This window comes from Bacillus sp. REN10 (assembly GCF_016820555.1).
Taxonomy (GTDB): domain Bacteria; phylum Bacillota; class Bacilli; order Bacillales; family Domibacillaceae; genus Bacillus_CE.
The window spans coordinates 236,012-250,299 of sequence record NZ_JADHDW010000004.1 but is presented as its reverse complement, the minus strand read 5'-3'; the positions used below and the strand labels follow the sequence as shown (position 1 = coordinate 250,299).

Annotated in this window: 20 protein-coding genes; 1 reads left to right on the top strand and 19 read right to left on the bottom strand. The window is 40.9% G+C overall.

Annotated features, from left to right (window positions below):
- Window positions 1-123: 123 nt before the first annotated feature.
- The 19 genes from IRB43_RS08795 to IRB43_RS08705 all read right to left on the bottom strand — a co-directional run bounded on the left by IRB43_RS08795 (window position 124) and on the right by IRB43_RS08705 (window position 13,936).
- A complete protein-coding gene (locus IRB43_RS08795; protein ID WP_203363086.1) occupies window positions 124-507 on the bottom strand; it encodes a hypothetical protein in 384 nt (127 codons plus the stop codon).
- Window positions 508-731: 224 nt separating this feature from the next.
- A complete protein-coding gene (locus tag IRB43_RS08790) occupies window positions 732-1,163 on the bottom strand; it encodes a phage tail assembly chaperone (RefSeq protein ID WP_041100842.1) in 432 nt (143 codons plus the stop codon).
- 60 nt (window positions 1,164-1,223) lie between these two features.
- Window positions 1,224-1,667 carry a phage tail tube protein gene (locus tag IRB43_RS08785; protein ID WP_203363085.1) on the bottom strand — a complete coding sequence of 148 codons (444 nt, stop codon included), beginning with the start codon at window positions 1,665-1,667 and terminating at the stop codon, window positions 1,224-1,226.
- 20 nt (window positions 1,668-1,687) lie between these two features.
- Window positions 1,688-3,028: a phage tail sheath family protein gene (locus tag IRB43_RS08780; RefSeq protein WP_203363084.1), complete on the bottom strand. Its 1,341-nt coding sequence runs from the start codon at window positions 3,026-3,028 to the stop codon at window positions 1,688-1,690.
- On the bottom strand, window positions 3,025-3,228 hold the full coding sequence (locus IRB43_RS08775) for a YqzN/YkzM domain-containing protein (protein WP_203363083.1): 204 nt from the start codon (window positions 3,226-3,228) through the stop codon (window positions 3,025-3,027). Before IRB43_RS08775 ends, IRB43_RS08780 begins: the two co-directional genes overlap by 4 nt.
- Window positions 3,228-3,668, bottom strand: a complete 441-nt coding sequence (locus IRB43_RS08770; RefSeq protein ID WP_203363082.1) for a phage portal protein — start codon at window positions 3,666-3,668, stop codon at window positions 3,228-3,230. The genes IRB43_RS08775 and IRB43_RS08770 overlap by 1 nt, the downstream gene beginning before the upstream one ends.
- Before the next feature lie 11 nt (window positions 3,669-3,679).
- The gene (locus tag IRB43_RS08765) at window positions 3,680-4,159 is read right to left on the bottom strand and encodes an HK97 gp10 family phage protein (protein WP_203363184.1); all 480 of its coding nucleotides are present in this window, start codon (window positions 4,157-4,159) and stop codon (window positions 3,680-3,682) included.
- Between the two features lie 2 nt (window positions 4,160-4,161).
- A complete protein-coding gene (locus IRB43_RS08760) occupies window positions 4,162-4,515 on the bottom strand; it encodes a DUF3599 family protein (protein WP_203363081.1) in 354 nt (117 codons plus the stop codon).
- A complete protein-coding gene (gene yqbG / locus IRB43_RS08755) occupies window positions 4,512-4,901 on the bottom strand; it encodes a protein YqbG (protein ID WP_203363080.1) in 390 nt (129 codons plus the stop codon). The genes IRB43_RS08760 and yqbG overlap by 4 nt, the downstream gene beginning before the upstream one ends.
- A gap of 6 nt (window positions 4,902-4,907) precedes the next feature.
- On the bottom strand, window positions 4,908-5,078 hold the full coding sequence (locus IRB43_RS08750) for a hypothetical protein (RefSeq protein ID WP_203363079.1): 171 nt from the start codon (window positions 5,076-5,078) through the stop codon (window positions 4,908-4,910).
- Window positions 5,079-5,108: 30 nt separating this feature from the next.
- Entirely contained in the window at window positions 5,109-6,050 is a 942-nt protein-coding gene (locus IRB43_RS08745) for a phage major capsid family protein (protein WP_203363078.1), read from the bottom strand.
- Between the two features lie 31 nt (window positions 6,051-6,081).
- Window positions 6,082-7,272, bottom strand: a complete 1,191-nt coding sequence (locus IRB43_RS08740; RefSeq protein WP_203363077.1) for an XkdF-like putative serine protease domain-containing protein — start codon at window positions 7,270-7,272, stop codon at window positions 6,082-6,084.
- 17 nt (window positions 7,273-7,289) lie between these two features.
- Window positions 7,290-7,934: a hypothetical protein gene (locus tag IRB43_RS08735; protein ID WP_203363076.1), complete on the bottom strand. Its 645-nt coding sequence runs from the start codon at window positions 7,932-7,934 to the stop codon at window positions 7,290-7,292.
- Window positions 7,935-7,956: 22 nt separating this feature from the next.
- Entirely contained in the window at window positions 7,957-8,166 is a 210-nt protein-coding gene (locus tag IRB43_RS08730; protein ID WP_203363075.1) for a hypothetical protein, read from the bottom strand.
- Window positions 8,167-8,177: 11 nt separating this feature from the next.
- On the bottom strand, window positions 8,178-9,086 hold the full coding sequence (locus tag IRB43_RS08725; RefSeq protein ID WP_203363074.1) for a phage minor head protein: 909 nt from the start codon (window positions 9,084-9,086) through the stop codon (window positions 8,178-8,180).
- Window positions 9,083-10,612: a phage portal protein gene (locus tag IRB43_RS08720; RefSeq protein ID WP_203363073.1), complete on the bottom strand. Its 1,530-nt coding sequence runs from the start codon at window positions 10,610-10,612 to the stop codon at window positions 9,083-9,085. Before IRB43_RS08720 ends, IRB43_RS08725 begins: the two co-directional genes overlap by 4 nt.
- Before the next feature lie 3 nt (window positions 10,613-10,615).
- A complete protein-coding gene (locus IRB43_RS08715) occupies window positions 10,616-12,376 on the bottom strand; it encodes a terminase large subunit (RefSeq protein ID WP_203363072.1) in 1,761 nt (586 codons plus the stop codon).
- Window position 12,377: 1 nt separating this feature from the next.
- Window positions 12,378-13,043 carry a hypothetical protein gene (locus tag IRB43_RS08710; protein ID WP_203363071.1) on the bottom strand — a complete coding sequence of 222 codons (666 nt, stop codon included), beginning with the start codon at window positions 13,041-13,043 and terminating at the stop codon, window positions 12,378-12,380.
- A 176-nt stretch (window positions 13,044-13,219) separates the two neighbouring features.
- Entirely contained in the window at window positions 13,220-13,936 is a 717-nt protein-coding gene (locus tag IRB43_RS08705) for a hypothetical protein (RefSeq protein ID WP_203363070.1), read from the bottom strand.
- A gap of 119 nt (window positions 13,937-14,055) precedes the next feature.
- Between IRB43_RS08705 and IRB43_RS18195 the strand changes: the two genes are divergently transcribed.
- Entirely contained in the window at window positions 14,056-14,226 is a 171-nt protein-coding gene (locus IRB43_RS18195; protein WP_481748126.1) for a DUF8096 family protein, read from the top strand.
- Window positions 14,227-14,288: the final 62 nt, after the last annotated feature.

Sequence of the window (14,288 nt, the reverse complement as noted above, 5' to 3'; positions counted from 1 at the left end):
CTAGGTTGCTATGTAGCCCCCTTAACCTTCTTGAAATATTGTCCTTCATTTCAAAAACAGCAGTTAACCTGGCCAGACTAACCACCTCCCAACAAAAAAAGACCCCTTAAATAAAGGAGTCTCTTAATCTATTTTGGTTTTTACAAATGCAGCAGGGACATACACTTTTTGACCTGTCTCTGCAACTTTAACTAGCGAAGTCACTACCCCCAACTCAAGCATTGTCACTTCTGTTCCTTCTTCAAAGGAAAGAACATTGCCCTCATTATACAATTGGTTAAATGCTTCTTGATTATCCGCGTTTATATATTTCATCATCTCATCATAAACATTTTTATCTTCAGCAACAAATACATCTTGCGTAAATACCCCATTTTCTCCTTCAACTACAGTATTCATTTCCGTGTTATCTTTTACCTCTTTTACTTCATCCTTATTACCACATCCAGCCAACATTACTAAAAACAAAACAGTAACGGCCGTTAAATAGAACTTTCTCTTCCCCATAAATCTTCCTCCTTTTTGTTTGATTTTAGCAAAAAGGGGAATAAATCCACAATTCTATTTTGAAGGCTTAGGTTTGTGATCTTTCAAGTATTTTTCAAGTGATGCATAGAGAAATGCTTTTCTTTCCTTCGGCATTTCCCACAAATCTTGCAAATCACGAGGTTTATAATTCCTCTGATGAATCAAAAAATGGATGTAGACCGCATCACGATCTCCATCCTCAATTAGTTTTTTGCGTCGTCGACTAATTCCTCAAAATCCTGATCATATCCGTTAATACGCTGTGTGGCATTCATCCATTCTGCAAACTCTCCACCCACTGATAATACCTTTTTTACGGCATCTACCGGATCAATTACACCATAAGATTTAAGGAGTTCTTTGTCTTTAAAATCCGGATAAACCGTTGACTCAATTCCCATACGAGCAATCCAGCGGGCACGATTGAGCTGCTCTCCTACTTTTTTGCCATTCTCTTTTACTGGCTCAATACATTCTTTCTCAAGTTCCTCAATCCGCTCAGTTGTGATAGGTTTCATCACAAATGGAATCACTTTCCCCTCAGCATCTTTATAACGTTTCGTAACAAACACTTCCTCCTCTGTTACTGCCTGTGCTTTACCTGCCATAAAGAAATTCATATCACGTTTTGTCATAGTTTATATTCCTCCAATTAATTGTGTAATTTTGTTTTTTTAAAAGAAAAAGAGCGACTATTAAAAGTCGTCTCTTAATTCTTCCGGCATGTCAATATTTTCCCATGTGAATGGAAGCTCTTCCTCTAATACTTCACCTTCTGCATTCAATCCGCCAACTTTGGCGCTGTCGAAGTTCACATCATAAATCGTCACACGCTCTGTTCCACGGCCAGAAGATTTGTCATCAAGAACTTCCTGAAATGTGAAGTATTTGTCTTCACCGTTTTTCACATAGTCCATCATAAGACGGACAAACCTGGATGTAACTTTGTAAACAGTTAAAGTTCCAGTACCGCTTGCTCCAACAGTTTTATGCCCTGTCATACGGCGGCCAATTATCGGCACTTCTGTTTTGTTTTTCTCAATGTTTGCTTCGAACGCCTTAACATACGCTAGTTCCTCTCCATCTAGGAATAAGCGGCCTTCTTTTCCGCTGATCGTATTACCTGAACGAAAAGCCATAAGTTATCTCCCTCCTTTTTCTATCGGATTTCCATTCCGAAATAGAATTTCTCTGCACTATCAGTCGGTTGTACACCAATATTAATGAAGAAGCCATCGCCGTCTTCATTGATAGAAATTTGAATATCATTCTTTGAATCAAAGTTTTTAAGAGCTCCTCCTGCTTGGAGGGCATTCATATAAATGGTTGCGAGTGTATTAAGAATCTGAACACCGTCATCATTTACCGGAATATCCGTACCGCGCTCTTTCCTTAACTTAATTTCTTGTTTGATCTCACGTGTAAGATCGTTATTGATTGCGTCAAGAATGCGAATGATCTTATTTTTTTGGAACTTCTTATCTTTTTCTTTGGTAAAGGAAACAAAAGAGTTAATGTCTTTTTCGACTGTTACTGTCTTATCACGAGCATCAAACGTTAGCATGAATTCACCTTTAGCCAACCGTTCAATAATCTCATCATTATCAAGCCGTGGGGTAACATCGATTGCTCCTTCATACTCAACGAATGTTAATGATTGATAAATTGTGGCTCCTGCAGCAGCACCTGCCACCCAAGCAACTGTTTCGGCTGGTGTTAATGTCTTCTCCGGAAGTACTGCTCCCACAGTTACATTGTCAATCCCTTCATAATCACCCGCATAATTAGCCAGAACACCGCGAATTTTCACACCTTGTTGCTCACGCACTCGCTTAACAAATGAGACGAATGCTGTTTTCAACTGTTCATCATCCACCGGAAGGGCAATGACATCAAAATACTCTGTTTCAGCAGCGTCTAGAAAATCAGTGTAATCTAAGTTGGTTGGAACACCGTCTGATCCACCAGTTAATTTAATTCCGGCTGTATCGGTTAATTCTCCAGCACCTGCAAACGTTACCCAAGCATTTGCTTTTAGTTCGCTTGCATTGGCAACCGTTTGTTTATCGACCGCTTTTGCACCGATAAAAGTTGTTACATCTTTTTTAGTACTTTCCAACACATTTGTTGCTATTTTAATAGTGATATCATTGCCTTTTGTGCCGCCAAATGCCGCCGTTGCAGTAATATCTGTCGCTAATGTCCCTGTTGCTTTTTTGCCTTCATTCACTCGATAAACAAGAACTGTTTTGCTTTTCTTTTTAGCTTCACGCAGCAAAAGAAGCGAAGGATCATTAATATCCAATCCAAGCTTTTTCTCAACATCTTCGGCTTTAGTGATCTCAGTAAATTTCTTTGGTTCTCCCCAACCAAGTGTGAGCGGAAGAGCTAAACGCCCACGTTCTCCAACAGCCAAGCGGTCATTCGCCGCGGAAGTGAAGCGAAAATAAATCCCTGCCCGCTCTTTTTCTACGCCAGGTGTAAATGTGCCGCCATTCATTGTTTAACCTCCTTGTTCAAAAAGGCCTTAATGCGTGATTCAGCCTCTTTCTTTGTCATTTGAATTTCCTTAAAACCAAAAACAGCACCATCAAAAACCTCTGGCTTTACACCAAAGAGCTTCTGAGAGTGCTCTCGCAATTCGTGCAAGTAAAAAGCAGGTTCGTTACTCGCTGTTTCAGTTGCCTTTTCTTTCGCCATTATTTCACCCCACTATCCACGCCAATATTTTGAAGTGGCGTATATTCTTCTTTTTCATAAAAATAACGACTATCCCATGTCACTTGAATAATCGCTACTCCGCTATCTGCTATTCTGTTTTCGATGCGGCTTATTCGCACGTATTCGCCTGTTACAGCGCCCGTCTTATCAACCAATGGTATAAGCCCTTTTTTACTATTAACCACGTCAGCGATTCGCTCCGCTTCGTTATTTGCCTGTTGTGAGTCCTCATGAAACAACTTCACCGGCAAACTATACGTCTTTAGAAAAGTTGATAAGGTGTCGTTACTGTTAAGAGCAAAAGGAGGAGGAAAGTACATACTCGGAACAGTAAATTTTTCCGGTACTTCTTTCGTGTAAACCTTGCAGGGAAATAACTTATAGAAATAAGCCCTAATTGATGCAACTTCCGGATTCAAGGCATCCCCTCCTAAAATGTTGTATCTAACCACTGTTGCATGCGACGCTCCAGACTTCTTTCAAAAATCCTTTCGAAAATAACAAGAGCATTGTCCCAATAATGAGAGCCTTCTACCCATTTTTCTCTTAGCATCATGCCAGTATTAGCTCCTGGATCATAAACAAATCGATCGCCTCTCCAATATCCAGGCACAAAGCGTTTCCGTTGAAAGTGACCGTCGTTTGCGTAACTGGCATACTTCAAGTTCGTTCCAATTTCCAAGGTTAATCCGCCTGAATTTATGGACCAAACACTTTCAGAATCCCCTCGGCTAAAAGAGTTTAATAATCTTCGTGTATCTACTGTTTCTGTTCGGATAATCTCATTCTGAATCAAAGCAAGAAAATCCATTCCCATGCCTTCTAGCCATATACCAAACTCTTTTTTCAAGTCCCTATCAGCTGCTTTTTCCACCTGTTTCATAAATTGTTTTAAGCCGCGTATTTTTATGCTCATAGGTGTTCACTCCGAATAGCTGTGACTTCGATATGATGATTTTTAATCTTTTTTGGAATCTGCAATGTAAACTGAATTCCGTTCCAAATTACTTTGTCATTCAATCGGACATCAACAGTCGGCAAAAAGTGAATAAGGAACGATTGGATCACCTTTGGATCTGGTTCACCTTGCACGACGGTTTGATTCTTTTCCGTAAAGTAGCAAGGAACAGCGGAAAGGTCTGGGACATTGCTATAGGAGAATTCTTCTTCTAAGTCCTCTCCCGGTATCCCCCACGCCCCTTCACTTTCTGCCCTCACTAAATGGTAAATATCGCATTCATGGGTAAGGAGGCTACGATAACTCATAAGGACCTCAACCTCATTCGGGCAGTGCCTGGGTCTGCTGGTTCATCCTTTTTGATAAAGGCTGAAAGTAAAGCTGATACATCTGGCTTAGCATTACCGCTCCCCTCTGATGCAGTGTAGGAATAGTCCCCGATTTTTTCACTTTTAATTCCTTTAGACAAGGATTCATCCGAATTAACCAACGCATAATACTGGGCAAGTTTCTGCAAAGCGAGCTTCACTTCTGCCGGCAGCGGTGTATACTCTGGAGCGGAAAAGTCATGGCCAGCGATTCTTCTGACCTCTATTTCCGCTTCTAAAATATCTTGTTCCAGTAGCTTTGTGTCTCTACTTTTTACCTGTTCAAAGACTGAATAGCTTATAACATCATCAGGAGTGATGAGCATAGGCTATCACTCCTTATCCTGTGTCTTTGTTGCTTTCACTTCTTCTAAATCAGAATATTTTTCGAGCAGTTCATCCCGCTCTTTAGCAGATACCTCAACTGGTTCATTAGCATAGAAAAAGCGCCCTCCTCCGATGTGAAGTGCGCCTGTCTTTTGCTTATATTGTACTTTCGGCATTGTAAATACCTCCCTGCTTTTTTGTTAATCTTACAGCTTGTCGCCTGTCATGTATGCAACGGCATCCACTTCACGCACAACAGCATCTAGATAAGCATAAAGAACATGGTAAGTCGCATCTTTAGCGGCGGCTGTTGCACCGTCTGCTGTACGAATATAGCGAAGCTGGCGAGTGAAAACTGGCTTCAAGTTACTTTTCGGTGTTAAAGCCGCAAAGCCACTCTGCATTTCCGCTACAACCTCAACTGGATATCCTGCTAAACGAGTGATTTTTCCTTCCTGAAGCACAGCATCACCAAATCCTGTTTGACGGTTTGAAATCATGGCGACAAGTTTGTCATTGGTCTTTTGAGTAATGAACCATGATACATCTGAGAAGCTTTTAAAACGCTCCGGAAGCAGTTGAATATGATTAACAAAGTCCATGATCGTTGGCTCGTTAGCTGCCAGGTCTGTTTTATGAGTGGATGCTTTCATCTTCTTTACAAAACCATCAAGGATAGACAAGAACGGATCTGGAACACCGGGAGCACTTTCAGCAGCTGTATCGCCGTTGAAAATTAAATCCTGTAAATCAACACCAAATTGTTGCTGGATCATGCTAATTGCTTTACTTTCTACATCATCACCGCGAGCGGCCATTGCATAAAAGAGATCATCATTCTGTAACCATTCATCCCATTTCACCTTACGTACAGCATACGGAATTTTGCGGCTGTTGATAGAGCCTGTACCGGTTGGATTGTCATCTACTCCTGCCTCACGAAGTTTACGACGACCAACAGAAAGGGCATCAATATTCCCTGCAGCTATATTACGGTAAAGCGGTTGAAGCTTTGGTAATGTTGAAGCGGTATTAATCGTATCAACAAGAAACGCCTCGGCATCCCCTGTCGCCATTGGAATATCAAGGTTTTTCTTGATAGTTGCAACGGCAGCTTCTTTAGATAAAATTTGTTGATTAGTTGTCATATTTTATTTCATCCTCTCTCCTAATAAATAATTAACCGAAATGGCGCATATATGACGGGCCAGCAGACTTCTGGACTGGAACGGCTGACTCTTCTTCATGAGACTGCTTGGAAATGCCACGCGCCTTCTCCACTGCTTCCAAACGGTCATTAATTGGTGTCAGCTTTTCATCTAATGCAGCTGAAAACTGTTTTAACAATTCCTCTTCAGCAGACGGTTCAGCGCCATCACCTTCTTCTTTTTCAATTGCATCCAATCGTTTCGTGATCGGTGACAGCTTTTCGTCTAACATCTTTGCGATATCCTCTTTTTTCACTTCTTCTTCCTCCTCTTCTTCCACTTCCGCTTTCAACTCATTAAGAGCATCAAAGGCGGCATTGATTTTATCCATGCGAGCTGCTGATATTTTCTTACCAGCTTTTTCGATGTTCTCAGGCGGTTCTCCGATAGACTTAGCGACATTTTCAGTTAATAAAATATCGTTGAGTATGGATACATAGTCTTCAATGGCTTCTCGAAGTTTCGCTTCATCCTGCTCAAATTCCACTTCATCTGTTCTCCAGTTATATGAGCGGATAACTCCTTCAAAACTACTCTGAGCAGCCCAGAAATCCCTGTGCTTCTTTTTTCGCTCAAAGTCATCCCGAACAGCGCCTTTTTGAACCTGCTCACCTGTGAAAAAGCTTTTAAGCATATTAAAAAGCCCGGCTTCTCCTTTATCCGAGATAACAGCGGGCTTTTCGTTCTGTTTTTCAATTGTCTCAGCGGTACCGGCCATTGAATAACCAGTAATCGCTCCTTTTTTAATCTCTTCCCAAATTTCATCAGAAGCTTTTGTTACAAGCACCCAGGAACCCTTTGTAATTGTTTGCTCTCCAATCGTGAAGTCAGCCGGGGCAATATAGGATTCGACTACTTCCCCTACACCCGCATTAAAATCATGCTGCTTATCGATGTTGCGAGCATCCTTCATGAATCCATGAGCGGCCTTTTCAATCTCAGCAGCAGTCATGAAGTCCCCATGCGAATCTTCCACATCCGGCTCATACACAAGACCATAAACAAGTTGCTGCTCCTCTTCTTCTTTGTTAATGAAAAGCTTCACTTCTTTTTGAAAGTCCGGCTGCTTAGCTGATTTCGTGAAAAAGAACTGCTTCTGGTTGGCTCCTTTGTCAACGTAAGAAACATGAGTGATGTTAGCATTAATTAATTCTCTTCCCATTTATTTTTCACCTCCTCTCAATCGATTGTTAATGGCTCAAATCTACTTTTAGATTTATCTAAGGTTGATTCATCATCGACATACGGCCAAAGACGAATCGAAAAAGTAGGAACCTCTGTCGCGTTTAATGTAAAAAATAAGCCATACAAATTATGTGAGGGGATATTAAACCTTTTGCACAACAGCATAACTAGTTCGTCTGATTCTGCTGCTCCAAGTTCAATCTTCTCTTTTACAATCTTGTCATCTTTAGGATGACTGATATGGATCGTTGTACTTTGTTTATCTGCAGAATAATCATAACGAAGCCTTAAAACGTCCTTAAATCCCGTCTTTAAATAACCTTCTATCTCTTTCCATACATCTACTTCTAGAGGTATTTTGCCAGCCTGGAATTCCTTATCATTCGATGTTTTCTCTAACTTTTCATTCAAATAATTTACTGCAGAAGCGACAACCAAAGGGATAACTTTCTCGTTCTCAAGCTTTTTAATATCAGCATGAGGATAACTATTCAACAAAAGAAAACGATGAGCAGCAAGTTTAGCTTCTTTTTGCTCACTCTCATTGATGCCTTCGACCTTATTTATTATTTTAATAATTTCTTCCGGTGTTCCCTCAAATGTTTCCTCGTATTCTCCAACTCTACGTGTGTAATGCATACTTCCCGCATTCCTCCTCGATTTATTGTTTGATAACAACAGCCGTGGCACTTTGAAAATTAGCAACGCATTCACCTGTCGATGTATCTATGACCTGTATGGTATTCATCCCAACAGTATTTCTCAATACATTACCGATTTCAGACATTGCTACATCTCCATGAAGAAAGCCGCCCCTCCATGAACTATAAATTTCATCGATTCTTTTTAATTTTTCTTCTTTAACGTTCATGGTTCTGCCTCCTAGTTATTCAACTCTTCCAACACCTGCCGTCGAATTTCCTCTTTCTCTTCCTTGCTCAATCCAAGAATGGATTCGCTAACAACTGGTGAAAGCACACAATGGCAATTTATCCGCTCACTGGCTGGCAATGCGGGGTCTCTTGGATAATCTGCTTCATAGCCATTTACATCAAACTTTTCATCAACAGGAATTTCCTCTCCATCAAGGTCCTTGTGCTCTTTGCGAGGATTATTCTTTTTGCTCCCACTGTGCCTCCACCGCTTCTTCTCAACCGCTGGGCTTTGACGATAGGATTCCACTTGAGCAACAGAAGAAGCGGTCAACACTTCTGTAATAGCTGTGGTTCGCGCACGCTGACGATCAAACTGTGGCAAATCTTTTATTGCAAGTTCGGCATCTTGAATGGACCCTCCTTCCTCAATGACTTTCTTTAATTCTCGTTCGAGCGCTTCATGAGTATTCAGCTTCATCAATTCGCCCAAATCCTTGGACCATTCTTCGATCCAAGTGACACTCCGATTGGATAACGTTTCAAAAGGTATGTCTTTATCTATCGAATCCATTAACTCAGCGGCTAATCCTGCTACCGTTAACTGAAGAAAAGCGGATGTCTCTTCCTCCATTTCCTCTGCAAACTCATCCTCCGCAAATAGATTAGCTGTCAGATAAATCAACAAAGCCTGTAATGTGATATCCTTTCCCACATAGGATTTAACACCGTCTAGAAAGTGTTTCCGCTGCTTCCTTAACAGCTTGGCTATCTTTTTCTCATAATCTTCAACATAGCCGGGTATACTTTCTAAACCGGGGAAGTCAGGTACCACATCAGTGAGCTTTTCATCATCTTTTTCTTCGGCCTTTTGAATAAAAGTATTTATGCTTCTAAGAAGCTGTTCAACTTTACTCATGACTTCAACTCTTCCAATGCATCACGCATATCTTTTAACAGCATGATGAGATCGTTCTGCTGTTCCTTGGACTTCTGCATCATAATCGGAAAAGCGTCCTGTTTTTCCTTGAGCAGCATCTGCATCGGCCTGTTATATTCTTCTGGCCATTCCTCTAACGTTTTTCCTAACACACGACCAAGCAAGTCCCTCAAGTCATTGGGTGCAGCCGCTCCCGCTGTAATAAACGGTGTAAGCACTTTGGCTATTTCAATCGGATCTCGGAAGTCAGGTCCCTTTAGCGTTAACTTCACCTTGCTTAATTGGATTTCAGAAAGAAACAACGTATTTAATTTTCGTGAAAGAATCTTACGTTCAGGTTGAAATACTTGTTCCTCGGTTATCTTCCTCGCTGTGTCCGCTGTAGCTCGATTGTACTCATGTGCTTCCCCAGTATAGAGTGGAGGCAGGCGAAAAGAAGAGCGGATCTTATTTCGGCTTTTCTCGTCATATTCAAGAAACAAAGCATCTTGCTGCAGAACTTCCGCCAGCGACTTAATCTGCACCTTTACTGGAGTAATCTTCTCTTCACCGTCAGTTAAATTCTCTTGTGGCAGCCCTTCCGCTTCTAAAAGGAGAAACTTATGAGCATTCTCCACACCTTGAATATCATTCATATATTGCTGTAACTCTTGATAAGACTTTTCAGACAGCATTCCGTTTTCTACAGTGATAGCAGCTGGCACATGCCTCCCTTGTTTAAAATACATATAGTTCAATTCTTCAGCCTTGCGGGCCCCATACATATTAACAAGGTTACCAATCCAGCGAGGAACGCCATAAGTACCACTTCCAATCTTAAAGTGGATCACCTCAGTAGCCATTAAATTTTCTGGCGTATTATCATCAAACTTTCCTGTGGCCGAATTCATTACACGAGGATCTCCGTATTCTTTGAAATAGACTTTCTTTCCATTCACCATTTGAACGTATTTCCGAAACTTCTTCCACCGCGGTAATGTTTTGGGCACTCCATTTTCAGTAATGGTATACTTGATTTTTTCAGGTACCGTTCGGCTACATACGCGCATTTGCTGACAATCCATATACTCGATACCAACAGGAGCGCCAGTGCCGTCTCGTAGCACTTCCAAAAAACCATTGCCAGTCTTTTCTCGATCTTCAAGAGCATATCCAATGATGATTTCCGCCGACTCATCCAGGTTAAGATATTGAACAAATTCCTCAAGTCGAATCCATTCTTTCTCAGCAGCCCGTTTTTCTTCCTCCGAAAGAGTCTCAGCGTTCATATCGAAGATGTATTCCGGTTGAAAGCCAAAACCCACAATATTTGTTTTATAAGCATCTATACATTGTTGGATAATCGTCGAATACTCTCCAATGGTTTTCAGTTCCTTTAAGTTATAAGGCGGCTGAATGACATCGCCAACATATGCCGATTGGAACGGATCATCATAAATTTGCTGGCTGTCTGCAGACAATCCTTCCGTTTTAAACACTCGAACATTTACTTTTTGCTGACTCATAGTTTACCTCCTTTCACGATTTGGTCGCTTGCGTTCTTTTGATTTGTTATCATGGCTATACTTTTTCTCATACCACTCAAAATAACGAGCGGCTACTTGGCGAACCTGAAGAGCAATAGCATAAGCCATAATTCTGTCATCATGACAACCAGTGTCCGCTTCCGCTTTCCCGTTGTTATCAATGAATGTTAAACACTCTTTGTACAGTTCTCGGTCATATATTGGATAAAAATCATCACGAATCGCTTCGTTAAAGTCACTCACCATAATTGGTCGAGTAGCGTTGTTAGTGTTCCATCCATATTCACCTTTCTTCCATAAATAAAGAAGCGGATATTTACATGTATTCACTAACGTATTTAGCACCGAATGACCGGTGTTATTTTCCTCTACAGCAAGTAACGCGGTGTTGTAATAACGACCCAGCACATCCAATCGCTTGCCGTATTGGTCTGTATCCCAATGACCATGAAGCACCGCACACATTTCACCAGTACGCCATTCAATGACATAAGCGGCTTGATAGTCACCAGTTGATTTTCCTTTCGCTGTATCCGCTCCAATAATGTATTTCTTTCCTTCTTCTGGAGCACGAAAAATAAGCAACTTACCGTTTTTCTGTTCAGTAATCTGTTTCTTCACTACATCAACATCACAATACTTAGGCACTTCTGTAATTCGATCGATCTTTCGCTGAATTTCCTCATTGTCAAAAATCCCTTCACCGGACAGCAAAAATGCTTCTTCCGGAACGGAGGGATATTCCTGGCGAAACTGTCGGACATCACCGTTACAGTCATTTCGAATGGTAAAGCGGCGCCATTGCAGTTGTTCATTATCAAGATTGAACCGCTCTTTTAACTCCCCTTCTTCTGGTGTCAATTCAAAATCACCTGGTACTGGCATGCGGTAGGTAGGCATGGCAAACCAAGGGAAGAACAGTGGTGTGTAATCATTCTCGCCTTTTTCCGCTGCATCCCACATTTGCTTGAAATCTTCCATACCATTTGCTGTACTCTCAATCACACCAATTGTTCCTGACTCTTTGGAAAGAGCTGCAAACAAAGCAGTTAAATGTTTTTTCTTCTTACTGCCCGGCCAGAAAGCAAGCTCTGAAGCATGGAGATAATGAATGGTTTCAGAACGGGCCAGAACTTTATTTTCAGCAGATGCCACGGTAATTTTCGATTTTAATCCTGGGTTCTTTTGTCGCTCCGCCTCTTTCACACTGGGATTCTCAAATGTTAAGCGGCGCGCGTTATTCCGCTTTCTCATTGGTTTAATGCTCTCTGGAATGTTCTCGTAATAAAGACGGAACATATCATACAGGTTTTCAGAAGCAGCTGAATCCTGGGCCACAATGAATGCGTTCTTCGCTTCTTGCAATGACGATAAATAATAAATGATGGCTTCTGTGACCGTAGAGAATCCCATCTGGCGCGCTTTAAGAATGATAACACGTACAGGCTTACCCGATTGAATACCGCTCAATACGATCTCAGCAAACTTTCTCTGCGCTTCATTTAACGTGAAGGGTAATAGTTCACCGCTCTTTGTTTTGATCTTTAGGCATTTGTTACAGAAGCTTTCAAAGTCATTTAACACTTTTAGTAACTCTTGCGTTTCGTTAGCTGATAAAGTAGCCAGCCGCACCTTGTGCTCTTCGGCAAGACGGACATAGGATAAACCTTCCCATAGACTCTCCTCTGTTGGAGCGGCCGCTTCTGCCTCTGCTTGTATTAGAGTATGAATTTGCGATAACACATCAGCCGTCACCTCTCAATTGCATCTGTTGCTCCACGATCTTCTGCATTCGAGGATTTGCCGCTATCTTCTGAATAGCTATTCGATATCCATCTGGTGAAGCTTCTTTAAAGATGTCCATAAATAAAGAAAGGTACTCTTGAACTAAGCTAAATTCAAAAGCCCTCTCTCGAAGATCCGCAAGGAATTTGCTGTTTTCACGCAGCTCTTTATTTAATGTGGCCACTTCATACACTTTCCGTTTCAATTCTTTTTCAAAATCACCGCGCCAATCTTCCAAGTAGTCAGGATCACCGCCATCCTCCATCACTTTATCAACCAGTTCATCCAGTCGATCTTGAACGTGATCGGGTAAGTCATCTATCAACTCAAATCGTTTCAACAGCCGCTCTGTCATTTTATACTGGAGCTGGATGATGTCCAGTTCTTGATTGACTGTTTTCAGCACTCGACGCCGATCTTGGGTAATGACCTCTTTTTTCTTTTGTTGCTCTTCATTATTGAGCTGATCGATGAACCTAGCAACAGCGGTATGAGAAATTTTCTCCCCTGCCCACTCAGAGCATTCTTCAGCAATCTGCCGGGTCGATTTCGGAGGATCAGAACGAATACCGGCTAGAACGATCTCTTGGCAGCCGAATTTCTCTATTTTCGATTGTCTCGCCATTGTAACGTTACACCTCCTGTTTTATTGCGTGTGTAATGCTTCGTTTTAACGTTACAAGCGAAACAGCGAAAGGGTATTAGATGAAGCAATTGATTTAACAGCTGTTTCACTGCTTGGCTTGTAACGTTACAGGTTGTTTTAGAACAAAGAAAAAAGCACCATTTAAGGTGCCAGCATTAACTAAACTTAGCAGGTACAGGTCTATCTCTATTAACTTTGTCTTCTTCTTTAATCTCGTATCTCGTAATTTTTTCATTATATTTATCTAGATCAAACTCTTTTGAAATATAACTAATAAAATCTTTTCCATATGTTGTTAGTTCTACTTTTCTGTCTTCCTCCGATAATGTGGCTGCTCCTTTTTCAAGGGCATCATAACTATTGAACGCTTTAACAAGATACAAGCGCTCTAACTTTGTAAATATTTGTTGCGATAATCCTTCTTCAGGGGATCCTTTCTCTATCTTTCTAAAAGGATCATCCGTTATGGCAGCATAAAAGTATAACTTTCTTATATCTTCATACCTAAGATTCCGTAAGGTATCATAATAATTTATTATTAGACTCTCGTTCTGATTCTGATTAATAAAAACATTTTCAAATCCGTTTAATATATAGTTAATCTTCGCATCTTCATGCTCTTCTATTAGGTCAGATAAAATGATTGGAGATATTCTCTCTTGGATAAACTCTTGCGACACTAATTCACTATTAAAAAGTTGTTGTATCCGAATAAATTGCTCTTTATGCTCCTTAATTCTTCTTTCAGCGCGATTAATTTTTCTCATATTATTAAACGAATTAAGATAAGGAACGAAATCCAATACTACATCAAATACTAATGATAAGGGTTCCCCTACATTATCTTTAACAACTGTTACTAATTGTTTCACTTCTATCCCCCCCTCTTCTCTTAATACCATTTCGACAAAAGGAGATATTTTCCTCTTTCCCTTTTCGCTGATTCCTTGTGATAAAATAATCACTGGACTTCAAGCGAAAGGTGATCAGCATGGAAGAGAAGAAAGAATATGATCTAACTATTATTTATGATTATAACGAGCATCCAGACATAGTTTCTGGCCGCTGTGATAACTGTGGTCACGCTCTATTTAAGAGTTCAGTCCACAATTATGTGTTCTTACGAGAATGCCGGGAATGTGGAATGAAGAAGAAAATCTGACCCTATCGATTGATGGGGTTTTTCAATACAAAAAAACGCCACCGCGAGGATGGCACTTCATT